The organism is Geodermatophilus sp. SYSU D00815, assembly GCF_054050035.1.
On record NZ_JBJGYO010000008.1, the window covers coordinates 146962 to 169959 of the forward strand.

25 protein-coding genes are annotated in these 22998 nt (G+C 76.7%); 19 read left to right on the top strand and 6 right to left on the bottom strand.

Going from position 1 to position 22998, the window contains the following annotated elements:
* Positions 1-77 precede the first annotated feature (77 nt).
* Positions 78-731 (bottom strand): 2-phospho-L-lactate guanylyltransferase, encoded by a 654-nt coding sequence (gene cofC, locus ACI78S_RS12105; protein ID WP_456973515.1) that lies wholly within the window; start codon positions 729-731, stop codon positions 78-80.
* A 122-nt stretch (positions 732-853) separates the two neighbouring features.
* Between cofC and ACI78S_RS12110 the strand changes: the two genes are divergently transcribed.
* Genes ACI78S_RS12110 through ACI78S_RS12125 form a run of 4 tightly spaced genes read left to right on the top strand, consistent with a single transcriptional unit; the run spans position 854 to position 4422 of the window.
* Positions 854-1633, top strand: a complete 780-nt coding sequence (locus ACI78S_RS12110; protein ID WP_456973517.1) for a lysophospholipid acyltransferase family protein — start codon at positions 854-856, stop codon at positions 1631-1633.
* Positions 1630-2625 carry an NAD(P)H-dependent glycerol-3-phosphate dehydrogenase gene (locus ACI78S_RS12115; RefSeq protein WP_456973519.1) on the top strand — a complete coding sequence of 332 codons (996 nt, stop codon included), beginning with the start codon at positions 1630-1632 and terminating at the stop codon, positions 2623-2625. Before ACI78S_RS12110 ends, ACI78S_RS12115 begins: the two co-directional genes overlap by 4 nt.
* Complete coding sequence (locus ACI78S_RS12120) at positions 2622-3752, top strand: cystathionine gamma-lyase (protein WP_456973521.1); 1131 nt, start codon at positions 2622-2624, stop codon at positions 3750-3752. Before ACI78S_RS12115 ends, ACI78S_RS12120 begins: the two co-directional genes overlap by 4 nt.
* 4 nt (positions 3753-3756) lie before the next feature.
* Complete coding sequence (locus tag ACI78S_RS12125) at positions 3757-4422, top strand: DUF7373 family lipoprotein (RefSeq protein WP_456973523.1); 666 nt, start codon at positions 3757-3759, stop codon at positions 4420-4422.
* Between the two features lies 1 nt (position 4423).
* On the opposite strand, the gene ACI78S_RS12130 is transcribed toward ACI78S_RS12125, so the two are convergent.
* Both ACI78S_RS12130 and ACI78S_RS12135 read right to left on the bottom strand, forming a co-directional pair.
* Entirely contained in the window at positions 4424-4930 is a 507-nt protein-coding gene (locus ACI78S_RS12130) for a DUF3515 domain-containing protein (RefSeq protein WP_456973525.1), read from the bottom strand.
* Between the two features lie 100 nt (positions 4931-5030).
* Positions 5031-5264, bottom strand: a complete 234-nt coding sequence (locus ACI78S_RS12135) for an Lrp/AsnC ligand binding domain-containing protein (protein WP_179715053.1) — start codon at positions 5262-5264, stop codon at positions 5031-5033.
* A 128-nt stretch (positions 5265-5392) separates the two neighbouring features.
* Between ACI78S_RS12135 and ACI78S_RS12140 the strand changes: the two genes are divergently transcribed.
* The 3 genes from ACI78S_RS12140 to ACI78S_RS12150 are packed head-to-tail and all read left to right on the top strand — an operon-like array spanning position 5393 to position 7564.
* The gene (locus tag ACI78S_RS12140; RefSeq protein ID WP_456973527.1) at positions 5393-6430 is read left to right on the top strand and encodes a thiamine-phosphate kinase; all 1038 of its coding nucleotides are present in this window, start codon (positions 5393-5395) and stop codon (positions 6428-6430) included.
* Positions 6417-6947 (top strand): GNAT family N-acetyltransferase, encoded by a 531-nt coding sequence (locus ACI78S_RS12145; RefSeq protein WP_456973529.1) that lies wholly within the window; start codon positions 6417-6419, stop codon positions 6945-6947. Before ACI78S_RS12140 ends, ACI78S_RS12145 begins: the two co-directional genes overlap by 14 nt.
* Positions 6935-7564: a cytidylate kinase-like family protein gene (locus ACI78S_RS12150; protein WP_456973531.1), complete on the top strand. Its 630-nt coding sequence runs from the start codon at positions 6935-6937 to the stop codon at positions 7562-7564. The genes ACI78S_RS12145 and ACI78S_RS12150 overlap by 13 nt, the downstream gene beginning before the upstream one ends.
* Before the next feature lie 97 nt (positions 7565-7661).
* Here ACI78S_RS12150 and rpmB read toward each other — a convergent pair whose 3' ends face one another.
* The gene (rpmB, locus tag ACI78S_RS12155) at positions 7662-7853 is read right to left on the bottom strand and encodes a 50S ribosomal protein L28 (protein WP_456973533.1); all 192 of its coding nucleotides are present in this window, start codon (positions 7851-7853) and stop codon (positions 7662-7664) included.
* Between the two features lie 173 nt (positions 7854-8026).
* Here rpmB and ACI78S_RS12160 point away from each other — a divergent pair, with 173 nt between their 5' ends.
* The 12 genes from ACI78S_RS12160 (at position 8027) to smc (ending at position 20432) form a co-directional block, all read left to right on the top strand.
* Positions 8027-9634, top strand: coding sequence for a DAK2 domain-containing protein (locus tag ACI78S_RS12160; protein WP_456973535.1), 1608 nt, complete (start codon positions 8027-8029; stop codon positions 9632-9634).
* Positions 9631-11829 (top strand): ATP-dependent DNA helicase RecG, encoded by a 2199-nt coding sequence (gene recG, locus ACI78S_RS12165; protein ID WP_456973537.1) that lies wholly within the window; start codon positions 9631-9633, stop codon positions 11827-11829. The genes ACI78S_RS12160 and recG overlap by 4 nt, the downstream gene beginning before the upstream one ends.
* Positions 11826-12380, top strand: a complete 555-nt coding sequence (gene rsmD / locus ACI78S_RS12170; protein ID WP_456973539.1) for a 16S rRNA (guanine(966)-N(2))-methyltransferase RsmD — start codon at positions 11826-11828, stop codon at positions 12378-12380. Before recG ends, rsmD begins: the two co-directional genes overlap by 4 nt.
* Positions 12377-12865: a pantetheine-phosphate adenylyltransferase gene (gene coaD / locus ACI78S_RS12175; protein WP_456973541.1), complete on the top strand. Its 489-nt coding sequence runs from the start codon at positions 12377-12379 to the stop codon at positions 12863-12865. Before rsmD ends, coaD begins: the two co-directional genes overlap by 4 nt.
* On the top strand, positions 12862-13563 hold the full coding sequence (locus ACI78S_RS12180) for a hypothetical protein (RefSeq protein WP_456973543.1): 702 nt from the start codon (positions 12862-12864) through the stop codon (positions 13561-13563). The genes coaD and ACI78S_RS12180 overlap by 4 nt, the downstream gene beginning before the upstream one ends.
* A 125-nt stretch (positions 13564-13688) precedes the next feature.
* Positions 13689-14312: a YceD family protein gene (locus ACI78S_RS12185; protein ID WP_456973545.1), complete on the top strand. Its 624-nt coding sequence runs from the start codon at positions 13689-13691 to the stop codon at positions 14310-14312.
* 1 nt (position 14313) lies between these two features.
* Positions 14314-14493 (top strand): 50S ribosomal protein L32, encoded by a 180-nt coding sequence (gene rpmF / locus ACI78S_RS12190; protein WP_456973547.1) that lies wholly within the window; start codon positions 14314-14316, stop codon positions 14491-14493.
* A gap of 19 nt (positions 14494-14512) precedes the next feature.
* Positions 14513-15283, top strand: coding sequence for a ribonuclease III (gene rnc / locus ACI78S_RS12195; protein WP_456973549.1), 771 nt, complete (start codon positions 14513-14515; stop codon positions 15281-15283).
* Positions 15284-15287: 4 nt separating this feature from the next.
* Positions 15288-16163: a bifunctional DNA-formamidopyrimidine glycosylase/DNA-(apurinic or apyrimidinic site) lyase gene (gene mutM, locus ACI78S_RS12200; RefSeq protein ID WP_456973551.1), complete on the top strand. Its 876-nt coding sequence runs from the start codon at positions 15288-15290 to the stop codon at positions 16161-16163.
* Complete coding sequence (locus tag ACI78S_RS12205) at positions 16160-16432, top strand: acylphosphatase (RefSeq protein ID WP_456973553.1); 273 nt, start codon at positions 16160-16162, stop codon at positions 16430-16432. The genes mutM and ACI78S_RS12205 overlap by 4 nt, the downstream gene beginning before the upstream one ends.
* Before the next feature lie 149 nt (positions 16433-16581).
* Complete coding sequence (locus tag ACI78S_RS12210; RefSeq protein WP_456973555.1) at positions 16582-16773, top strand: hypothetical protein; 192 nt, start codon at positions 16582-16584, stop codon at positions 16771-16773.
* A gap of 86 nt (positions 16774-16859) precedes the next feature.
* On the top strand, positions 16860-20432 hold the full coding sequence (smc, locus tag ACI78S_RS12215; protein WP_456973557.1) for a chromosome segregation protein SMC: 3573 nt from the start codon (positions 16860-16862) through the stop codon (positions 20430-20432).
* A gap of 29 nt (positions 20433-20461) precedes the next feature.
* Here the strand turns inward: smc and ACI78S_RS12220 are convergent, their stop codons facing one another.
* Both ACI78S_RS12220 and ACI78S_RS12225 read right to left on the bottom strand, forming a co-directional pair.
* Complete coding sequence (locus ACI78S_RS12220; protein WP_456973559.1) at positions 20462-21262, bottom strand: endonuclease/exonuclease/phosphatase family protein; 801 nt, start codon at positions 21260-21262, stop codon at positions 20462-20464.
* A complete protein-coding gene (locus ACI78S_RS12225; protein WP_456973561.1) occupies positions 21259-22944 on the bottom strand; it encodes an alkaline phosphatase D family protein in 1686 nt (561 codons plus the stop codon). Before ACI78S_RS12225 ends, ACI78S_RS12220 begins: the two co-directional genes overlap by 4 nt.
* Between the last annotated feature and the right edge of the window lie 54 nt (positions 22945-22998).

The following is a 22998-nucleotide window of genomic DNA, read 5'->3' on the forward strand; positions in this document are numbered from 1 at the left end:
GCGGGCCGGACGGCCCAGGACGCCGTGCCGGTGGCTCAGGACGCCGTGCCGGTGGCTCAGGACGCCGTGCCGGTGGCTCAGGACGCCGTGCCGAACAGGCCGGTGCGCCGGGCGAACTCGGTGGTGACCGGGCCGGCGCCGAGGCGCAGGGCGGCCCGCAGCGCGTCGGCGGTGTCGACGTCGAGGGCCAGACCGGGCCAGTCGCCGACGAGCCGCCGGGCGCCGCTGGCCGCGTGCGCCCGCGCCGAGCCGGCGCCGAAGCGCGGGTCCAGCGGCGTGCCGACGGCGGTGAGCAGGGTCGTGCCCGTGCCCTCCGCGTCGGCGACGAAGCAGCGCGGCGACCCCGCGGCCGCGTCGAGGGCGGCCGCGAGCTCTCCCGGGCGCAGCGCGGGCACGTCGGAGGAGAGGGCCGCGACGGCATCGCTGCCGGTGGCCCGCGCGCCGTGCTCCAGCGCGGGGTTCAGCCCCCGGTCCGGCTCGTCCGGCACGGTGGCCGCGCCCAGCGCGCGCACCGTCTCGGCCGCCGCCGGGTCGTCGGTGACCACGAGGACCCGGCCCACCCGCGGGCAGTCCAGCGCGGCGGCCACGGTGTCGGCGAGCAGGGCGAGCACCAGGTCGGTGTGGGTGCTGCCGCCGAGCCGCTCGGTGAGCGGGCGCAGCCGGGTCTTCGCCCGCGCCAGCAGCTTCGCCGGTACCACCACCGACCAGGTCGTCGCAGACGCGGTGCTCACGGACGACCATGTCACCACACCGCGACCGGCCGGTCCGGCGGGCGGCGCGGGGACCCCGCCTGCGGTGCTCCGGCGCGGCAGGGGCGATCATGGTCGGGATCACAGCCGAGGAGGTGTGTCCGGTGACGGAGGAGACGCGGCCTGCGAAGTGGCGGACCCGCGGGCCGATCCCGGTCGGCCTGGCGATCTGCATCGCCGTCGTCCACCCGTTCGCCTCGCTGCTGTTCCGGCTGCGCTACCGGCACGCCGAGCGGATCCCGCCGACCGGCCCGGTGCTGGTGGTCGCCAACCACGTCTCGATCCTCGACCCGCTGGCCTGCGCGCGGCTGGTGTTCGACAGCGGACGGATCCCGCACTTCCTGGCCAAGGAGTCGCTGTTCAAGGGGATCGCCGGCGTGATCCTGCGGCACGCCGGCCAGATCCCGGTGGCCCGCTTCACCAGCGAGGCCCGCGGTTCGGTCTCGGCGGCGCAGGCCGACCTCGCCGCCGGCAACGTCATCGTGATCTACCCGGAGGGGTCGGTCACCCGCGATCCCGACTGGTGGCCGATGGAGGCACGCACCGGCGTCGCCCGGCTGGCGCTGACCACCGACGCCGTCGTCGTCCCGGTGGCCCAGTGGGGACCGCAGGCGCAGCACGACTACCACGCGAAGAAGTGGCACCTGCGGCTGCGTGCCCCGGCCGACTACCTCGTCGGCGAGCCGGTGGACCTCACCGCGCTGCGCGCCGAGGTCGCCGCCGGGCGTGACCTTACGCCCGACCTGCTGCGCGAGACCACCGACCTGATCATGTCCCGTGTGCGCGACCTGCTCGGCGAGCTGCGCGGCGAGACCCCGCCCACCGCCTTCCACCCCCGCCCGCGGCGGGAGCTGCCCGGTGACGTCTCGGGGAGCGCGGCGTGACGCGCGCCGCGGTGCTGGGCGCGGGCTCGTGGGGGACGACGTTCGCCAAGGTGCTCGCCGACGCCGGGTGCGACGTCGCGCTGTTCGCCCGCCGACCCGACCTCGCCAAGGCGATCACCGAGGACGGCGAGAACCGCGACTACCTGCCGGGCATCCGGCTGCCCGGGGCCGTGCGCGCCACCGCCGACGCCGGCGAGGCGCTGGTCGACGCCGACGTCGTCGTCCTCGCCGTCCCCTCGCAGACGCTGCGGGACAACCTCGGCGAGTGGACGCCGCTGCTGCCGCCCGACGCCAGCCTCCTGTCGCTGATGAAGGGCATCGAGCTCGGCACCACCAAGCGCATGAGCGAGGTCATCTGCGAGGTGACCGGCGCCGGACCCGACCGGGTGGCCGCGCTGTCGGGGCCCAACCTGGCGCGGGAGATCGCCGAGGAGCAGCCGGCCGCGACCGTCATCGCCTGCGCCGACACCGGCCGGGCCGCGGCGCTGCAGGCCGCCTGCCGCACCCGCTACCTCCGGCCGTACACGAACACCGACCTGGTGGGCTGCGAGCTCGGCGGCGCGGTGAAGAACGTCATCGCGCTGGCCGCCGGCATCGCCGAGGGCCTGGGCTTCGGCGACAACACCCGCGCCTCCCTGATCACCCGCGGCCTGGCCGAGACCGCCCGGCTGGGGCTCGCGCTGGGCGCGGAGCTCACGACCTTCGCGGGCCTGGCCGGCCTCGGCGACCTCGTCGCCACCTGCAGCTCCCCGCTGTCGCGCAACCGCACGTTCGGGGAGAAGCTGGGGCGGGGGATGAGCGTCGAGGAGGTGCAGCGCAGCACGCGGCAGACTGCGGAGGGCGTCAAGAGCTGCCGCTCAGTGCTCGACCTCGCCCGTGCCCACGGGGTGGACGTGCCGATCACCGAGGCCGTCGTCCGGGTCTGCCACGAGGGCGAGTCCCCGGAGAACCTGGTCCGCGAGATCATGAGCCGGGAGGCCAAGCCCGAGTGACTTCCACGTACGGGGACGGCACGCGCGCCGTCCGCGCGGGGGAGCCCCCCGGCGTCCCGGGCGCGCCGCTGCGGCCCTCGCCGGTCTTCGCCGCGCCCTTCCACCTGGGCGACGTCCCGCCGCGCACCGGCGGCGCCGACGCGTACGCCCGCACCGAGCACCCCACCCTGCGCCTGCTCGAGGACGCCATCGGCGAGCTCGACGGCGGCCGCTGCCTGTCGTTCGCCTCGGGCATGGCGGCGGTGAGCGCGGCGGTGCTGGCCTGCGTGGGCGCCGGCGACCGCGTCGTCCTGCCCTCCGACGGCTACTACGCCACCCGGGTGCTGGCCTCGGGGGAGCTGGCCCGCTTCGGCGTGCGGGTCGACCTCGTCCCGACGACCGGCATCGGCGAGGTGGCCGCCCGCGGGGACCTCGAGGGTGCCCGGCTGGTCCTGCTCGAGACGCCGAGCAACCCGCAGCTGGACGTCTGCGACATCGCCGCCGTCGCCGCGGCGACCCGCGCGGCGGGTGCGGTGCTGGCCGTGGACAACACCACGGCGACCCCGCTCGGCCAGCGGCCGCTGCAGCTGGGCGCCGACGTCACCATCGGCAGCGACACCAAGGCGCTGACCGGGCACAGCGACCTGCTGCTCGGCCACGTGAGCACCACCGACGACGACCTGCACGCGCGGATGAAGGCCTGGCGGGACGCGACCGGGGCGGTGCCCGGGCCGTTCGAGGCCTGGCTCGGCCACCGGTCGATGAGCACCCTGGACCTGCGCCTGGCCCGCCAGGCGGCCAACGCCGCGGCGGTGGCCGACCTGCTGGCCGCCCACCCCGCCGTCGCGGAGGTGCGCTGGCCGTGGCGGGCCGGCGACCCCTCGGCGGCGCTCGCGGCGAGGCAGATGCTGCGGCCCAACGGCGTCGTCTCGGCGACCCTCGCCTCGGAGGACGCCGTGGGGCGGGTGCTGGCGGCCAGCCGGCTGTGGACGGCGGCGACCAGCTTCGGCGGCGTGCACAGCACCGCCGACCGCCGGGCGCAGTGGGGCGGCGACGCGGTCGCCCCGGGCTTCGTGCGGTTCTCCTGCGGGATCGAGGACACCGCGGACCTCGTCGCCGACCTCGCCGCCGCCCTCGACGCGGCCTGAGCGGGTGAGCGGCCGGGGCAGGCTCTCCGGGGTGCTGGCCGCCCTGCTGGTCGGCGCCGTCCCCGCGCTGGGCGGCTGCGGGCAGGCGAGCAGCGGGGAGCCCGCCGCGCAGCCCTCGCAGGCCTCGACCGCCGTCCCCGCGGCGCCGGAGGAGCTCGAGCGGCTGGTCGTGACCGCGGTGCCCTCGGGGCTGCCGCGGCTGCCCGACGACGCCCTCTCGCCGCCCGCGGGTGAGAAGTGGCCGCCCGACGTCGCCGCGTACGCCCGTGACCCGGACGACGAGCGGCAGGCGCTGGCCGGCTACGGCTTCCGCTTCGGCTGGGAGCGCTTCTGGGGCACCGACGCCGCGCACGGGCCGGTGACCAGCGTGCTCGTCTACCAGTTCGACACGCGTGACGGCGCGTCGGCCTACGCCGAGGACCTGGCCGGCAACGACGCCGAGAAGTACGGCGGCGTGCTGCACTCCGACCCGCCCCGGCTGCCGGAGGGCTGCCGGATGCTCACCGTGACCGAGCCCGCCGACGGCCTGCCCGCGCCGGCGGTGCTGGCCCGGTGCGGGTCGGGGGTCTTCAGCGTCTCGGTGACCGCGGTGGCCGGGACGGTCGACGCCGCGGCCGACGAGGTGGCCGCGGTGCTCACGGCCCAGCTGGAGCGGCTGCCGCCGTCCTGACCTACCCCGCCGGCTGCGGCTCCTGGAACGGCAGGGTGGCGGCGATGATCGTGCTCAGCGCGGTGGCCGGCGCGCTGTCGATCGAGCTGGGGATGCTCACCCGCACGTGGACCGGCCGGTCGACGGCGGTCCAGACGACGACGTCGGGGTCGGAGTCGTCGACGAACCACTGCACGGCGTTGATCTGGATCAGGCTGGCCGTCGCGTCGAACCCGGCAGGCCGGTCGACCCCGCAGGCCAGCACCACCGGCGGCTCGCCCCACGCGTAGACGAACGGGGACTCCGAGCGCACCGGCCGCGACAGCTCACCGGCCAGCTCCAGGGGCAGCGCGCCGAGCAGCGAGGTGCAGGGGGCCTCGGCCTCGGGGGCCACCGGGGGCGCCTCGACGGTCAGCGGGGGCAGGTCCTCGCGCTGCTGCGTGGGGGCGCCCTCGACCTGCGCGACGTCGTCGGACCCGCGGCCGCCCAGGACGTTGACCAGCACCACCAGGGCGACCACCACCGGCACGAGGACGGCGGTGGCGATCAGCGCCAGGCGGCGGAAGGGATCCCGCGGCCGGTCCTCGTGGGAGGTGGTGGTGCCGGGCGTGGTCAGCGTGCTCAGGACGTCAGAGGTTGACGACCGGGCAGGTCAGGGTCCGGGTGATGCCGTCCACCGACTGCACCCGCGCCACCACGAGCCGGCCGAGCTCGTCGACGGTCTCGGCCTCGGCGCGGACGATGACGTCGTAGGGCCCGGTCACGTCCTCGGCCTTGGTGACGCCGTCGATCTCGCTGATGGTCGAGGCGACCTGCGCGGCCTTGCCGACTTCGGTCTGGATCAGGATGTAGGCGTGGACCACGGAAGACCCTTCCTGGGGCAGCGCTGCCATGGGGCGGTGCGAGCGAGCGAGCGTGCGACGTGCGGTGGTGCGGGGCCGGCGGTGCGCCGGCCGCTGCGCAACCTTACGGGAGCGACGGGGGTCACCCGGTGAGTCGCCCGCGCCCGCTGGTCCCGCGCACCGATCCGGCCGACAGCGTCCGGGTGGTGGGGGAGTTCGGCGTGATCGCCCGCGTCGTCGCGCGGTCGGGCAGCACCGCCGCCGCCGAGGTCGGGCCGGGGGACGACGCCGCGGTGCTGCGCGCCCCGGACGGCCGTGTGGTGGCCACCACCGACGTCCTCGTGGAGGGCCGGCACTTCCGCCGCGACTGGTCCTCCGCCGAGGACGTCGGGCACAAGGCCGCCGCGGCCAACCTCGCCGACGTCGCGGCGATGGGCGGGGTGGCGACGGCGCTGCTGGTCGGGCTGGCCTGCCCCCCGGACACCCCGACGGCCTGGCTGGAGGGCGTCGCCGCGGGCCTGGCCGAGGAGTGCGCGCCGCTGGGCGCGGCCGTGGTCGGCGGCGACACGGTGGCCTCCGCGCCCGACAGCGGCGGCGTCGTGCTGTCGGTGACCGCGCTGGGCGACCTCGGCGGCCGGGCCCCGGTGCTGCGGTCGGGCGCGCGGCCGGGGGACGTTGTGGCGCTGGCCGGGCGGCTCGGGTGGTCGGCCTGCGGCCTCGCGGTGCTGCGCCGCGGCTTCAGCAGCCCGCTCGCGGCGGTGGCCGCGCACCGCCGGCCGGCGCCGCCGTACGCGGCGGGGCCCGCCGCGGCCGCCGCGGGCGCCACCGCGATGTGCGACGTCAGCGACGGGCTGCTGGCCGACGCCGGGCACATCGCCCGGGCCAGCGGGGTCGTCCTCGACCTCGACCGCGCGGCGCTGGTGCGGGCCTGTCTCGAGCCGCCCGGCCCGCTGCAGCAGGTGGCGGCCGCGCTCGGCGCCGATCCCATGGCCTGGGTGCTCACCGGGGGCGAGGACCACGCCCTGCTCGCCACCTTCCCGGGGGAGGCGGAGCTGCCCGAGGGGTGGGTGGCCGTGGGCGCGGTGCACGCGGCGGGGGAGGATCCGGCGGTGCAGGTGAGCGGAGAGCCGGCGGCCGAGGCCGCGCGGGCGGCCGGAGCGGAGGCGCCGGGGCATGTCCACTTCTGACGAGGCGGTGCTGCGCGACGGCCGCCCGGTGCGGTTGCGGGCGGTGCCCTACGACGACCCGGTCGCGCGCGAGCTGGTCGCCCGGGTGCAGCGGGAGTACACGGTGCGCTACGGCGGGCCGGACGAGGCCGTCGTGGACCCGGCGGAGTTCCTGGCGCCCGCCGGGGTGTTCCTGGTGGCGGAGGTCGACGGCGTCCCCGCGGGGTGCGGCGCCTGGCGCGTGCACGCCGACGGCGTGGTCGAGGTCAAGCGGATGTACGTCGAGCCGGGGTTCCGCCGGCTCGGGCTGGCCCGCGTGCTGCTGACGGCGCTGGAGCGCAGCGCCGCCCGCGCCGGGCACCGCGCGGTGGTGCTGAACTCCGGGGAGCGGCAGCCGGAGGCCCTGGCGCTCTACGCCGGGGCCGGGTACGGCCCGGTGCCCGGGTACGGCGTGTACGCCGGGGCGCCGGACGCGGTGTTCCTCGGCCGGGAGCTGCCGCTCGACCCGCGCGAGGAGGAGCAGCCGTGGGCGTCGTGACGATCTCCGCGCCGTACGGGGCCGCGGGCGCCGAGGTGGCGCCGGCGGTGGCCGAGCGGCTGGGGCTGCCCTTCCACGACCGGGCGATCCCCGCCCAGGTCGCCGGCCGGCTCGGCGTGCCGGTGGCCGAGGCGGAGGCCAACGACGAGACGGTCGTGCGCGGGCTGTGGCGGCTGGTCGCCTCGCTGGGCACCATGCCCGACCCGGTGGGCGGCGTGGTGCCCTCGTCGTCGCTGCCCGACGAGCGGGCGTACCGGCAGCAGACGGAGAAGGTGCTGCTCGAGGTGGCCGACGGCGCCGGCGGCGTGGTGCTCGGCCGGGCGGCCGCGCTGGTGCTGGGCGACCGGCCGGACGCGCTGCACGTGCGGCTCGACGGGCCGCCCGAGCGGCGGCTCGCCGCGGCGGTGGCGCGCGCGGGCCGCCCGGAGGCGGAGGTCCGGCGCGAGATGGAGGCCGCCGACCGCACCCGCGAGGCCTACGTGCGCCACTTCTACCGGTGCGACCCCGCCTCGGCCCGGCACTACCACCTGGTGGTCGACAGCACCGCCCTGCCCCTGGAGACGGTGGTGGAGCTCGTCGTGCAGGCCGCGCAGGGCCGGGGCATCGCCCCCCGCTGACCCGCGGCGGCCGCCCCGCGAACGCGGAGGACCCCGGAGGTCGCCGACCTCCGGGGTCCTCGGGCCCGGTCCCCGTCCGGGGACGACGGGTCCTCCGTCAGGCGCGGACGACCTTGCCCGCGCGGATGCACGAGGTGCAGGCGTTGATGCGCTTGCGGTTGCCGGGGGCGACGAGCGCCCGCACGGACTGGATGTTCGGATTCCAGCGGCGCGGCGTGCGGCGGTGCGAGTGCGACACCGACATGCCGAAACCGGGTCCCTTGCCGCAGACGTCGCAGTTGGCAGCCACGGTGGATCACTCCCAGGAGGTCGTTGCAGATCAGCGGTGCGCGAGAGCGCCCGCGAAGAAGTCCGCCGGTCAGTGTAACCGCTCCGCGCCGGGGACGTCGCCGCAGGCACCCGAGCGGGCGCCGCCGCCCGCGATCCGGCGGCCCCGTCGTCCTCCCTGGGTACCCTCCGGCCGTGCTGACGGCGCTCGACGAGGAGGCGGCCGGCCGCTGGTGCCGGGCCGCCTGCGCCGCGCTGTACGAGGCCCGCGCCCGCCTCGACGACCTCAACGTCTTCCCCGTGCCCGACGGCGACACCGGCACCAACCTGCTGCTCACCGCCCGGGCGGCGCTGGCCGCGCTCGACGAGGCCGGCGACCCCGCCCCCGAGTCGCGGTGGGCGGTGCTCGCCCGCGGCGCCGTCCTCGGGGCCCGCGGGAACTCCGGCACCATCCTCGCCCAGCTGTTCCGCGGCCTGGCCGACCAGCTCGCGGGCCAGGGACCGGCCGACGGGCCCACGCTCGCCCTCGCCCTGCAGAAGGCCGCCGACACCGCCTACACCGCGGTCGCCGATCCCGAGGAGGGCACCTTCCTCACCGTCGCCCGCGGCGGGGCGCGGGCCGCGGTGGCGGCCGTGGACGAGGGCCGCACCGGGCTCGCCGACGTCGTCCGGGCCGCCGCCGACGGCGCCCGCGCGGCCCTCGAGGCCACCACCGACCAGCTCGACGTGCTGCGCGACGCCGGCGTGGTCGACGCCGGCGGCGCCGGCCTGTGCCTGGTCCTCGACGCCCTGGTCACCACCGTCACCGGCGTGGAGCCGGCCCGTCCGCCGCTGGCCCGCCGGGCGCACCCGCACGCGCACGCCCACGACGACCCGCCGCACCAGCCGCCGGCCGGCTCCGGCAGCGAGGTGCAGTACCTGCTCGCCGGCGCCGACGAGGAGGCCGTGGCGCGGCTGCACGAGCGGCTCGCGGCGCTCGGCGACAGCCTGGTGGTGGTCGGCGTCGACACCCCCACCGGCCGGGAGTGGAACGTGCACGTGCACGTGGCCGACGTCGGGGCCGCCATCGAGGCGGGCATCGAGGCCGGCCGCCCCTACCGGATCTCGGTCACCCCGCTCGCCCCGGTGCGGCCGCCGGCGCCGGTGCCGGGCAGCCGGGCCGTCGTCGCGATCGTCCCCAGCCCCGGCCTGGCCGAGCTGTTCTCCGCCGAGGGCGTGCGGGTGCTCACCTGCGGTCCCGACGGCGTCACCGAGGACGACGTCCTCACCGAGGTGCTCGGCTGCACCGCCGCCGACGTCGTCGTCCTGCCCAACGACGCCGCCCTCACCCCGGCGGCCTCCCGCGCCGCCGCGCGCGCCCGCGAGGAGGGCCGCGACGTCGCCGTCGTCCCCACCCGCTCACCGGTGCAGGGGTTGGCCGCCGTCGCCGTCGCCGACCCGGGGCGCCGCTTCGGCGACGACGTCATCGCCATGGCCGAGGCCGCCGCGGCCACCCGGTGGGCCGAGGTGACCGTCGCCGAGCAGGAGGCGCTCACCTCCGCCGGCCGCTGCCGGCCCGGCGACGCGCTCGGCTCGGCCGAGGGCGACGTCGTGGTGGTCGGGGCGGAGCTGCCCGCGGTCGCCTGCGAGCTGCTGGACCGGCTGCTCTCGGCCGGCGGCGAGCTGGCGACCGTCGTCGTCGGACCGGACCAGGCGCTCGGCGACGCCGTCTGCGCCCACCTCGCCTCGGTGCACCCGACCGTCGAGGTGGCCCGCTACGACGGCGCCCCGGCCGGTGTCCCGCTGCTCGTGGGGGTCGAGTGAAGGTCGGCATCACCATGGACACCCCGCTGTCGAAGGTCCTCGGGCCGAAGACGGCGGAGGCGATGGAGTCCTCGCTGGAGCTGCGCACGGTGCGCGACCTACTGCGGCACTACCCGCGCCGGTACGCCCGCCGCGGGGAGCTCGCCCGGCTCGAGGACCTCCAGGTCGGCGACCGGGTCACCGTGCTGGCGCAGGTGAAGACGGTGAACAGCCGCAGGATGCGCAACCGGCCCGGGTCGATGACCGAGGTCACCGTCAGCGACGGCGCGAACTCCATGCAGCTGGTCTTCTTCAACCGCCGGCACGGGCAGCTCAAGCCGGGCGACTGGGGGCTGTTCGCGGGCACGGTGGGGGAGTACCGGCGGTCCAAGCAGTTCGCCCACCCGGACTTCCACCTGCTCACCGGCGACGACGACGAGGACTGGGCGCGGGCGCTCATCCCGATCTACGCGGCCACCAAGGACGTCTCGAGCTGGGTGATCCAGCGCTCGGTCAAGATGCTGCTCGACTCCCCGGGCGGTCTCGGCGCGCTGGTCACCGACCCGCTGCCCGAGGACGTCCGCGCGCGGCACGGCCTGCTGCCGCTGGCCGCGGCGATGCTCGACATCCACCGCCCCACCTCGGCGGAGGACGTCGAGCGCGCCGAGCACCGGCTCAAGTTCGACGAGGCGCTGGTCCTGCAGCTCACCCTCGCCGCCCGCCGCCGCGCCGCGGCCCTGGAGCCGGGCGTCGCCCGACCGCGGAAGCAGGGCGGCCTGCTCGACGCCGTCGACGCCGCGCTGCCGTTCGCGCTCACCGACGGCCAGCGGGCCGTGGGGGAGGAGCTGGCCACCGAGCTCGAGCGCGAGCAGCCGATGCACCGGCTGCTGCAGGGCGAGGTCGGCTCCGGCAAGACCGTCGTGGCGCTGCGCGCCATGGCGCAGGTCGTCGACGCCGGCGGGCAGGCGGCGCTGCTGGCGCCCACCGAGGTGCTCGCCGCCCAGCACCACCGCGGCATCTCCGCGCTGCTCGGCCCGCTCGGCCGGGCCGGCGAGCTCGACGGCGACCCCGGCGGCACGCGGGTCGTGCTCCTCACCGGCTCGCAGAAGGCCGCCGCCCGCCGCGAGGCCCGGGCCGCGGTCGCCGACGGCAGCGCGGGCATCGTGATCGGCACCCACGCGCTGCTGCAGGAGGGCGTCGACTTCGCCGACCTCGGCCTGGTCGTCGTCGACGAGCAGCACCGCTTCGGCGTCGAGCAGCGCGACGCGCTGCGGGCCAAGGGCAGCCGGCCACCGCACGTGCTGGTCATGACGGCGACGCCGATCCCGCGCACCGTGGCCATGACCGTCTACGGCGACCTGGAGACCTCCACCCTGCGGCAGCTGCCCAGCGGCCGCGGCGGCGTCGCCTCCTCGGTCGTGCCGGCCGCCGAGAAGCCGGCGTGGCTGGACCGGGCCTGGGCGCGGCTGCGCGAGGAGGTCGCCGCCGGCCGGCAGGCCTACGTCGTCTGCCCGCGCATCGGCGAGGACGGCGCCGACGCCGACGAGCCCGACCCCGACGACGGCGCCCCCGCCGACGACGAGGGCCAGGGCGGCGACCGCCGCCCCCCGCTGGCGGTGCTGGACGTCGCCGAGCTGCTGCGCAGCGGCCCGCTCGCCGGGTTGCGGCTCGACGTGCTGCACGGCCGGCTCACGCCCGAGGAGAAGGACGCCCGGATGCGCGCCTTCGCCGCCGGGGAGACCGACGTCCTGGTCGCCACCACCGTCGTCGAGGTCGGCGTCGACGTCCCCAACGCCACCGTGATGGTCGTCATGGACGCCGACCGGTTCGGCGTGAGCCAGCTGCACCAGCTGCGCGGCCGCGTCGCCCGGGGCCGGCACCAGGGGCTGTGCCTGCTGGTCAGCGATGCGCCGACGTCGTCGCGCACCGGGCAGCGGCTGGCCGCGGTCGCCGCCACCTCCGACGGCTTCGAGCTCGCCCGCCTCGACCTCGAGACCCGGCGCGAGGGCGACATCCTGGGCGCCGCGCAGTCCGGCAGCCGGTCGGGGGTCCGGCTCCTCTCGCTGCTGGAGGACGAGGAGCTGATCGCCGCCGCCCGGGCCGAGGCGAACGCCCTGCTCGCCACCGACCGCGGTCTCGCCGACCACCCCGGCCTGGCCGCCGAGGTGGCCGCGCTGGCCACCGACGAGCGCGCGGAGTGGCTGGAGAAGGCATGACGCGGGTGATCGCCGGCGCGGCCGGCGGCCGGCGGCTCAAGGTGCCGCCGTCCGGCGTCCGGCCCACCGGCGACCGCGCCCGCGAGGGGCTGTTCAACTCCCTCGGCTCGCTGCTCGACCTCGACGGCGCCAGGGTCCTCGACCTCTACGCCGGCTCGGGGGCGCTGGGCCTCGAGGCGCTCTCCCGCGGCGCGGCCGAGGTGGTGCTCGTCGAGTCCGCCCCGCGGGTGCTGCCGGTGCTCCGGGCGAACGTGGCCGCGGTCGGCCTGCCGGGCGCCCGCGTCCTCGCCGGTTCGGTGCCGACCGTCGTCACCGGCCCGGCGCCGGCCGCCTTCGACCTCGTGCTCGCCGATCCGCCGTACGCCACGCCCGCCGGCGAGGTGCTCGGCGTGCTCCGCGCGCTGGTCGGCGGCGGCTGGCTGGCCGACGGCGCCGTCGTCGTGGTCGAGCGGTCGGCCCGCGAGCAGCCCTGGGAGTGGCCGACACCCTTGACGGGACTGCGCGACCGCCGCTACGGGGAGGCGTTGCTCCGGTACGGTCGCTTGCCGTGAGGCGTGCCGTCTGCCCCGGATCGTTCGACCCGGTCACCAACGGCCACGTCGACGTCATCGCCCGGGCCGCCGCGCTGTACGACGAGCTGGTCGTCGCGGTGCTGGTCAACCCGGGCAAGGCGGGGCTGTTCACCGTGGACGAGCGCATGGAGCTGCTCCGGGACGCGGTGTCCGAGATGCCCAACGTGCGCGTCGACAGCTTCCGCGGGCTGCTCGTCGACTACTGCCGCAGCCACGGCATCCCCGTGATCGTCAAGGGCCTGCGGGCGGTCGGCGACTTCGAGTACGAGCTGCAGATGGCGCAGATGAACCGTGAGCTCGCCGGCGTGGAGACGCTGTTCGTGCCCACGGCCCCGCAGGTGGGCCACCTGTCCTCGAGCCTGGTCAAGCAGATCGCGCAGTTCGGCGGCGACGTCTCCAGCCTCGTGCCCAAGGCGGTCCTCGACCGCCTCGTGCAGCACCGCACCGGCAGGGGTGAGGCGTGACCAGGAGCCACTCGACCGAGGTCGTGTACCGGCTGTACGAGACCGTCGACGAGCTGACCACGGTCATCGAGAACGCCCGCAGCGTGCCCATGTCGGGCTCCTGCATGGTGCCCCGCGACCATCTCCTCGACCTGCTCGACGACCTGCGCGAGACGCTGCCGGCCGAGGTCCAGCGGGCCGGGCGGATCGTCGAGCAGCGCACCGAGATCCTCGAGCAGGCCCAGGCCGAGGCCGAGCGGCTGACCGAGCGCACGCGGCTCGACAGCGAGGAGATGATCGCCTCCGCCGAGCAGACCCGCGACGAGGTCCTGGGCATGGCCCGCCGGTCGCGCGACGAGCTGATCGCCGAGGCCCAGGCGGAGGCCGAGGACGTCCTGGCCCGGGCCGACGCCGAGGCCGAGCGGATCGTCGCGGAGGCGCGCGCCGCCGCGGAGGCGCTGCTGCGGCAGGCCCGCGAGCAGCAGGAGCAGATGATCGCCGCGGCCGAGGCCGAGCACGACCGGCTGGTCACCGAGACCGAGGTCTACCGCACCGCGGTCGCCCGCGCCGACGAGCTCGGCGCCCAGACCGTCGCCGAGGTCACCCGCATGCGCACCGAGGTCGACGAGTACGTCGACACCCGGCTGGCCGACTTCGGGGGCACCCTGGAGCGGATGCTCCGCTCGGTCGAGGCGGCCCGGGGCAGCCTCCGGCACTGACGGAGGGCCCCTGGAGGGCGGCCGCTCCGATGCGTCGCGGTCAGGTAGTCTCGTAGACCGGTCCGAGCGCCGGCGGCACCCCGCCCGGCCGGCCGACCTCCCCGATCCCGACCGCGAGTACCGACATGCCTGCCCCTGTTCCGCACCGCACAGGCGCCGCGTCCCCCGACGCCCGGCGCCCCGCAGGCAACCCCTGGGTCGTCGAGCTGCGCGAGCTCGGCCGCCGGGCCGGGTCGCTGCTGCGCTTCGAGAAGACGCTGCCCGCCCCGGAGGGCTGGAAGGTCGAGCTGATCGGCGTCCCCGAGGGCGCCGAGGTCCAGCTGCGGCTGCGCCTCGAGTCGGTCATGGAGGGCGTGCTGGTCTCGGGCGAGCTCGACGTCCCGGTCGTCGGTTCCTGCGCGCGCTGCCTCGAGCCGGTCGAGGACACCCTCGAGCTCGACGTCCAGGAGCTGTTCGCCTACGAGGGCTCCACGACCGAGGAGACGAGCGAGGAGGACGAGGTCCGCCTCGTCGAGCACGACCGCATCGACCTCGAGCCCATGGTGCGCGACCTCGTCGTGCTGTCCCTGCCGCTCTCCCCGGTCTGCTCCGAGGACTGCCGGGGGCTGTGCGTCGACTGCGGCCAGCGGCTCGACGAGCTGCCCCCCGACCACTCGCACGAGGTCGTCGACCCCCGCTGGGCGGGGCTCGCCGACCGATTCGCCTCCCCGTCGGGCACCCCCGGCGAGGACAACCCAGAGGAGAACTGACGTGGCCGTCCCGAAGCGGAAGATGTCCCGCGCCAACACCCGCGCCCGGCGCTCGCAGTGGAAGGCCTCCGCGCCGTCCCTCACCCCGTGCCCGAACCGGGCCTGCGGCGAGCTCAAGCCCCCGCACGTGGCCTGCCCGAACTGCGGCCAGTACGCCGGCCGTCAGGTCCTGTCGGTCTGATCCGCTGAACCCGCCCGCCGTGGGGAGCCCCGTCGTCGAGCCGTCCGCGCCCGCGGGTGCCGACGCCGGCACCTCACCGGCCGGGCGGGAGCACGCCGACCGCGCGGCCGCCTGGCTGCACGACGCCCTCGGGGTCGTGCTGCCCGGCGGCCTGCTCGCGTTGGCGCTGACCCACCGGTCCTACGCCTACGAGCACGGCGGCCTGCCCACCAACGAGCGCCTGGAGTTCCTCGGCGACTCGGTGCTGGGCCTGGTGGTCACCGACGAGCTGTACCGCAGCCAGCCCGACCTGCCCGAGGGACAGCTGGCCAAGCTGCGCGCCTCGGTGGTGAACATGACCTCCCTGGCCCGCGTCGCGCGCTCGCTCGGCGACGGCGGCATCGGCCCGCACCTGCTGCTGGGCCGCGGCGAGGAGACCACCGGCGGCCGGGAGAAGGACTCGATCCTCGCCGACGCCCTCGAGGCGCTGATCGGCGCGATCCACCTCGGCCGCGGCCTGGACACCGCGGGCGCCATCGTGCACCGGCTGTTCGACCCGCTGCTGGTGCAGGCGGCCACCCGTGGCGCCGGCCTGGACTGGAAGACCAGCCTCCAGGAGCTCGGCGCCGCCCGCGGGCTCGGCCCGCCCAGCTACCTCGTCGAGGACGACGGACCCGACCACGCCAAGACGTTCACCGCCGCCGTGCTCCTCGCCGGCACCGTGTACGGCACGGGCTCCGGCCGCACCAAGAAGGCCGCCGAGCAGGAGGCCGCCGAGGCCGCGTGGCGGGCCATCTCCGCGGAGGGCTGATCCCGTGCCCGAGCTGCCCGAGGTCGAGGTCGTCCGTCGCGGGCTGGAGCAGTGGGTCGCCGGGCGCACCGTGGCCACCGTCGAGGTGCGCCACCCGCGCGCCGTCCGCCGGCACCTGGAGGGCACCGGCCACTTCGTGGCCGCGCTCACCGGCCGCACCCTGACCGCGGCGCACCGCCGCGGCAAGTACCTGTGGCTCCCGCTGGCCGAGCCCGACGGCACGCCCAGCGGGCGCGCGCTCGTCGGCCACCTCGGCATGAGCGGGCAGCTGCTGGTCGAGAAGCCCTCGCAGCCCGACGAGACCCACCTGCGCGCCCGGTTCACCTTCACCGACGGCGGCCGCGAGCTGCGCTTCGTCGACCAGCGCACGTTCGGCGGGCTGGCGGTGGAGGAGTCCGACGGCGAGACGATCCCGGCGCGGCTGGCGCACATCGCGATCGACCCGCTGGACCCGTCGTTCGACGAGGCCGGGTTCAGCGAGAGGCTGCGCCGCCGGCACACCGAGGTCAAGCGCGCGCTGCTCGACCAGACGCTGATCGGCGGCGTGGGCAACATCTACGCCGACGAGGCGCTGTGGCGCGCCCAGCTGCACGGCGCCCGGCCCACCGACAAGCTGACCCGCCCCCAGGTGGCCGCCCTGCTCGAGGGCGTCCGCGACGTGCTCGGCGAGGCCCTGGCCCAGGGCGGGACGTCGTTCGACTCCCTGTACGTCGACGTCAACGGGCAGAGCGGGTACTTCTCCCGCTTCCTGGCCGTGTACGGGCAGGCCGACCGCCCGTGCCCGCGCTGCGGCACACCGATCCGGCGCGAGGCGTTCATGAACCGGTCGAGCTACAGCTGCCCGCGGTGCCAGCCCCGGCCCCGTGCCGCGCGCCGGTGACCGACGTCCGCGCGGTCGCCGTCGTCTCCGGCCACGTGCAGGGCGTGGGCTACCGCTACTTCGTGCGCGGGCTGGCCGCGGAGGCCGGGCTGACCGGCTCGGCGACCAACCTGCCCGACGGGCGGGTCGAGGTGGTCCTGGAGGGTCCCGACGACACGGTGCGCGGCGTGATCGCGCAGCTCGACGGCCCGCGCGCGCCCGGCAGCCCGGCCCGCGTCGACGTCCGGCGCGAGCCCGTGCGGGGGAGTTCCGGCTTCACGGTGCTGTGACAAACGTGACACCACGACGACACGGTGAGTAGGCATTCTGGGCGTTGACCTGCGTGTCCTGCCCTGTCACCCTGGAGTCACCACTCCCGCGCCGACCGCTTCCCGGGGCGCAGGGACCGTCTTCACGCTGCGGAAAGGCCGCCCCAGTCATGGCCAAGGCCCTGTTCGGTCACGTCGTCGCACCCGCGGAGCTCCGAGTAGTCGAGGAGAACGCCGTCCTGCGGGCCAAGGTGCGCCGGCTGGAGCAGGAAGTCGCTCAGCTGCGCGCCGAGCGCGACGCGCACATCGCCCAGGAACTGATGAAGCTGGCGGGTGAGAGCGCCGAGCCGGCGCTGGCCTGAACCCGTCCGTCACAGTCGCACCACCGCACCCTCCGCCCTCGGAAGAGCGAGGTCGGAGGGCTGATCGCGGCTAAGATCCCGATCTCGTGCACCTGTCGAGCCTCACGCTGAAGGGCTTCAAGTCCTTCGCGTCGGCGACCACGCTGCGGCTCGAGCCGGGGATCACCGCCGTCGTCGGGCCCAACGGGTCCGGCAAGTCCAACGTCGTCGACGCCATCGCCTGGGTCCTGGGCGAGCAGGGCGCCAAGAGCCTGCGCGGCGGCAAGATGGAGGACGTCATCTTCGCCGGCACCGCCGGCCGCCCGCCGCTGGGCCGGGCCGAGGTGACGCTCACGATCGACAACGCCGACGGCGCCCTGCCGATCGACTACACCGAGGTGTCGATCACCCGCCGCATGTACCGCTCCGGCGAGAGCGAGTACGAGATCAACGGCGACAAGGTCCGGCTGCTCGACGTCCAGGAGCTGCTCAGCGACTCCGGCATCGGCCGGGAGATGCACGTCATCGTCGGCCAGGGCCAGCTCGACGCCGTCCTCTCCGGCCGCCCCGAGGACCGCCGCGCCTTCATCGAGGAGGCCGCCGGCGTCCTCAAGCACCGCAAGCGCAAGGAGAAGGCGCTCCGCAAGCTCGACGGGATGCAGGCCAACCTCGACCGGCTCGCCGACCTCACCGCCGAGCTGCGCCGCCAGCTCAAGCCGCTGGGCAAGCAGGCCGAGGTGGCCCGCCGGGCGGCCGGCGTGCAGGCCGACCTCCGCGACGCCCGGCTGCGGCTGCTCGCCGACGACCTGGTCCAGCTGCGCGACGCGCTGGACAAGGACGTCGCCGACGAGGCCGCCGCCCGCGCCCGGCGCGGCGCCGTCGAGGCGCAGCTGGCCGAGGTGTCCCGGCGCGAGTCGGCGCTGGAGTCCGCCCTCGCCGCCGACGCGCCCCGGCTGCAGACCGCCCAGGACACCTGGTACCGCCTCTCCGCCCTCGGCGAGCGCTTCCGCGGCATCGGCCAGCTGGCCGCCGAGCGCCACCGCCACCTCTCCGCCGCGCCGCCGGTGGCCGGCACCGGGCGCGACCCCGACCAGCTCGAGGCGGAGGCCGACCGGGTCGCCGCCACCGAGGCCGAGCTCGCCGCGAAGCTCGAGGCCGAGCGCGGCCGGCTGGCGGCCGTCGTCGCCGAGCGCGCCGCGCTCGAGACCGCGCTCACCGACGCCGAGCGCGCCGTCGTCGCCGCCGCCCGCGCGATCGCCGACCGGCGCGAGAAGCTGGCGCGGCTCTCCGGCGAGGTCGCCGCCGCGCGGTCGAAGGTCGGCGCCGGCGAGGCCGAGATCGAGCGCCTGGCCCTCGCCGCGGGGGAGGCCGCCGACCGCGCCGAGGTGGCGGCCGATCGGCTCGCCGAGCGGCGCAGCACCGTCGCCGAGCAGGAGGGCACCGACGTCGCGCTGGTCGCGGCGCACGAGGACGCCGTGGCCGCGCACCGGGCCGCCGCCGCGGCGGTCACCGAGCTGGCCGAGGCCGAGCGCGGCGCCGAGCGCGACCGCGCCTCCTGGCAGGCCCGCCGCGACGCGCTGGCCCTCGGGCTCGCCCCGGTCGACGGCGCCGCCGCCGTCCTCGCCGCCGGCCTGCCCGGCGTGCTGGGCCCGGTGGCCGAGCAGCTGTCGGTGGCCCCCGGCTGGGAGGTCGCCGTCGCCGCCGCGCTGGGCGGGATGGCCGAGGCGGTGGTCGTGGCCGGCGTCGCCGAGGCCGCCGCCGCGCTGGCCCACCTGGAGGAGACGGCCGGCGGCCGCGCCGGCCTGCTGGTCACCGCCGGCCTGCCGCCGGTGCCCCGGGACGGGTGGCCCGAGCTGCCCGAGGGCGTCCGGTGGGCGCTGGACCTGCTCGAGGCGCCCGAGGACCTGCGCCCCGCCCTGGCCCGGGCGCTCGAGCGGGTCGCCGTCGTCCCGACCCGGGACGCCGCCGTCACGCTGGTCCGCACCCACCCGCGGGTCCGGGCGGTCACCCGCGGCGGCGACCTGGTCGGCGCCGACTGGGCGGTCGGCGGGCAGCAGGACGCGCCGTCGGGGTTGGAGGTGCGGGCCCGCGTCGACGAGGCGGAGGCCGAGCTCCACCACGCCGCGGCACGCGCCGCCGAGCTGGCGGAGGAGCTGGCGGCGGCCCGCGAGGTCGCCACCGCGCGCTCGGCCGACGTCGACGCCGCCCTGGCCGCGCGCCAGGCGGCCGAGAAGAGCCGGTCGGCCGAGGCCGCCGCGCTCGCCGAGCTGGGCGCCGCCGCGCGGTCCGCCGCCGCGGAGGCCGAGCGCTCCGCGGCCGCCCGCGTGCGCGCCGAGCAGGCGCTGGAGACGACGGCCGCGCGGCTCGCCGAGCTCGAGGCGCGGCTGGCCGCCGCCGAGGCCGAGCCGGTCGAGGAGGAGCCGTCGACCGAGGAGCGCGACCGGCTGCGCCTCGAGGTGGCCGCCGCCCGGCAGTCCGAGACCGAGGCGCGGCTCGCCGTCCGCACGGCCGAGGAGCGGGCGCGGGCGCTGTCCGGGCGGGCCGAGTCGCTGCGCCGGCAGGCCCGCCAGGAGCGCGCCGCCCGCGAGCGGGCCGCCGCCGCCCGGGCCGCCCGCGAGCGGGGCGCGCGCGTGGCCGCCCGCGTCCGCGCCGACGCCGAGGCCGCCCTCGCCGCGCTGCAGATCTCGCTGGCCCGCGCCGCCACCGAGCGCGACGCGCTGGCCGCCGCCCGCTCCGCCCGCGAGGCCGAGCTGCTCGAGGTGCGCGGGCAGGTCCGCGCCGCCACCGCGGAGCTGGACCGGCTCACCGACGAGGTGCACCGCGACGAGGTCGCCCGCACCGAGCAGCGCTACCGGATCGAGGCGCTGGAGGCCCGGGCCGCCGAGGAGTTCGGCGTCGACCTGCCCACGCTGATCGCCGAGTACGGCCCCGCCGCGCCGGTGCCGCCGACGCCGGAGCGGCTCGCCGCGGCCGAGGCGGCGGGGCAGCCCGAGCCCGGCCCGACCCCCTACGACCGCGCCGCCCAGGAGCGCCGCGCGGCGAAGGCCGAGCGCGACCTGGCCACCCTGGGCAAGGTCAACCCGCTGGCGCTGGAGGAGTTCGCGGCGCTGGAGGAGCGGCACGGCTTCCTCGCCACCCAGCTGGAGGACCTCAAGGCCACCCGCCGCGACCTGCTGACCGTCGTCCGCGAGGTCGACGAGCGCATCCACGACGTCTTCGCCGGCGCGTTCGCCGACGTGGCGCGGGAGTTCGAGCAGGTGTTCGCCGTCCTCTTCCCGGGCGGCTCCGGGCGGCTGGTGCTCACCGACCCCGAGGACATGCTCACCACCGGCGTCGAGGTCGAGGCCCGGCCACCGGGCAAGAAGGTCAAGCGGCTGTCGCTGCTGTCGGGCGGCGAGCGGTCGCTGACCGCGGTCGCGCTGCTCGTCGCGATCTTCCGGGCGCGGCCGTCGCCGTTCTACGTGCTCGACGAGGTCGAGGCGGCCCTGGACGACGTCAACCTCGGCCGGCTGCTCACCCTCGTCGAGCAGCTGCGGGCGACGTCCCAGCTGATCGTCATCACGCACCAGAAGCGGACGATGGAGATCGCCGACGCGCTCTACGGCGTGAGCATGCGCGGTGACGGCATCACCGGCGTGATCAGCCAGCGCCTGCGCGAACCGGAGCTCGAGAGCGCCTGACGGCCCCACCGAGATGGCCATCTCGGTGGTCAGACCCCGGAGCGGACCTCCAGGTCGACGGCGAGGGGCAGGTGGTCGGAAGCGCCCTGGCCGTCGAGCACCTGCGCCGACGCCACCGCCACGCCCTCGGTGACCCACACCTGGTCGATCCGCCGGTGCGGGGAGCCGGCCGGGTGGGTGAAGCCCTCGCCGTGCTGCCAGAACCGCCACCCGGGGCGGCTGGCGCGGTCGCGGGCGACGTCCCAGGCGTCGGTGAACAGCGGCTGCAGCGCCGCCAGCTCGGGGGCGTCGGGCGAGGTGTTGAAGTCGCCGACGACGACGCCGCCCTCCATCCGCTCGGTGTGCAGGGCGGCGATCGCGGCCAGCTGGGCGGCCCGCTGCTCGCCGGACCCCCGGCTGAGGTGGGTGTTGGTGACCCAGAGCGTGCCGCCGTCGAGCTCGAGGAGGGTGCGCAGCGCGCTGCGCGGCTCGCCGGTGCCCGGCAGCGGGTGGACGTCGCTGATCAGGATCGGCAGCCGCGACAGCAGCGCGTTGCCGTACTCCTTGTCGGGCCGCCCGCCGGTGCGGGGCTCGTCGATCGCCGGCCCCCACGCCAGCTGCATGTCCAGCGCGCGGGAGAGCAGCAGCGCCTGGTCGACGTCCTCGCTGCGCTCGCCGTAGTAGCGGTCGACCTCCTGCAGGCAGATGACGTCTGCGTCGGCGGCCTGCAGCACCCTGGCCAGACGGGGGAGGTCCACCCGGTCGTCGCTGCCGGCGCCGTGGCGGATGTTGAAGGTGACCAGCCGCACGGGGATCGGCGGCTGGTCCGGACCGGGGGCGGGCTTGGTCATGCCTCCAGCGTGTCAGGACCGGTCAGGGGCAGGTCCAGCACCCGGCGCAGCCCTTCCCGGCCGCCGCCGTCGTGGTCGGTCAGCCACAGCACGAACCGGGCGTCGCCGCCGTCGAGCACCAGCTCCCCGAGCTGGTTGCCGAAGAAGGGCCCGGCCTGCTTCTGCCACTCGTAGGGCATCCGCCGGACGCGGGCCAGCCGCGCGAGCCCGGTGGTGAGCGTGCGGGCCCACCGGCTCCAACCGATGCGGAACCCGACCCGGATCGGGTGCGGGGCCTGGTTGTGCAGCGGCGAGACGGTCAGCTGGTGCACCCGCGTGGTCAGCCCGCCGGGGGAGACCAGCTCGGCGGCGTAGGCGTGGTGGACGTCGCCGGAGAGGACCAGCGCGCTGGCCGGTGCCCGGCCGTGCTCCCCGCGTCCCAGGGCGACCAGCGCCGCCCCGAGCCGCTCGAACGAGGCCCCGAACGCCGCCCAGTGCTCGAGGTCGGCGGCCTGCCGCAGCTTCTCCGAGAGCCGGCCCAGCGGCCGCCCCTCGTGCCGGACGTTGAGCGTCTCGTTCCAGCGCTCCAGCTGGTGGATCGCCGGCGGCAGCAACCACGGCAGCGAGGTGCCGATCACCAGGTGCTCGACGTCCTCCTCGACGGCCCGGCGCATCGCGGCCTCGACCCAGTCGAACTCGTCGTCGTCGAGCATGCGCCGGTGCTGCTCGTCGAGCACCCGCCCGGCCCGGCTGTCGATCATGATCATGCGGGCGCTGCCCCAGTGCCGCACGTAGCTCCAGCGGACGCCGACCGGCTCGGCGTCGGCCTGGTGCGCCATCTTGCGCAGGATCGGCTCGGCGTCGTCCGACCCGCTGTCGCCGAGCGCGCGCACCGCCTGCCAGGTCTGGTTCTCCGCGAGCTCCTGCGGGCTGAGGTTGCCCAGGTGCTGGTAGACCCAGTAGCTGACCAGCCCGCCGCTGATCCGCTCCTCCCACCAGTCCGACGTCGCCACCTCGTCGCGCCAGGCGCGGGAGGTGTTCCAGTCGTCGATCATCTCGTGGTCGTCGAAGATCATCGAGGACGGGATGGTCGACAGCAGCCAGCGCACCTGCGGATCGCTCCAGGACTCGGCGTAGAGCCTGGTGTACTCCTCGAAGTCGGAGATCTGCGCGTCCGGGCGCACCTCCTCGCCGCGGCGCAGGCGCAGCCAGCGCCGGGTGTGCGGCGTCAGCTCGTCGGCGTAGACCTGGTCGCCGAGGAGGACCAGCGCGTCGGGCCACTCGTCCTCCGGCGTCGCCGCGATCCGGGTCGCGTAGGCGTCCAGCGCGTCGGGCGGGATGCCCTGGCGGACGTCGACGGTGGTGGGGGAGGCGTACCGGCAGGAGCCGAACGCGATGCGGAACGGGCCCGGGCGACCCGGGGTGCGGATCCGGCTGGGCGGGAACGACGACGCCCGCGGCGGCCACGCGCGCCGGCCGTCGAGGTGCACCTCGTAGGGCGTGGTGCTGCCCGGCTCGAGGTCCTCGACGAGGACCAGGGCGTAGTGGTGGCCGCCGACGCAGAACGTGCGCGACCGGCGGCCGAGCACCGACACCTCGCACGCGCGGTCGGTCTCCACCCACACCGTGGCCGACACGGGGTCGACGTGCCGCAGCAGCGGGCCGAGCAGCAGGGCGGGGCCGTCGGTGCGGGGTGCGGTCACGAGCGGACACCTTTCCCTACCGACCCGTGTTCCGCCCAGGTGTCACCTGATCGG

Excerpts from the sequence above, each read along its gene's own strand:
- ACI78S_RS12145 (WP_456973529.1), top strand. The coding sequence starts at position 6,417 with ATGTCCACTTCTGACGAGGCGGTGCTGCGCGACGGCCGCCCGGTGCGG.
- rsmD (WP_456973539.1), top strand. The coding sequence starts at position 11,826 with ATGACGCGGGTGATCGCCGGCGCGGCCGGCGGCCGGCGGCTCAAGGTG.
- ACI78S_RS12185 (WP_456973545.1), top strand. The coding sequence starts at position 13,689 with ATGCCTGCCCCTGTTCCGCACCGCACAGGCGCCGCGTCCCCCGACGCC.
- ACI78S_RS12210 (WP_456973555.1), top strand. The coding sequence starts at position 16,582 with ATGGCCAAGGCCCTGTTCGGTCACGTCGTCGCACCCGCGGAGCTCCGA.
- ACI78S_RS12220 (WP_456973559.1), bottom strand. The coding sequence starts at position 21,262 with ATGACCAAGCCCGCCCCCGGTCCGGACCAGCCGCCGATCCCCGTGCGG.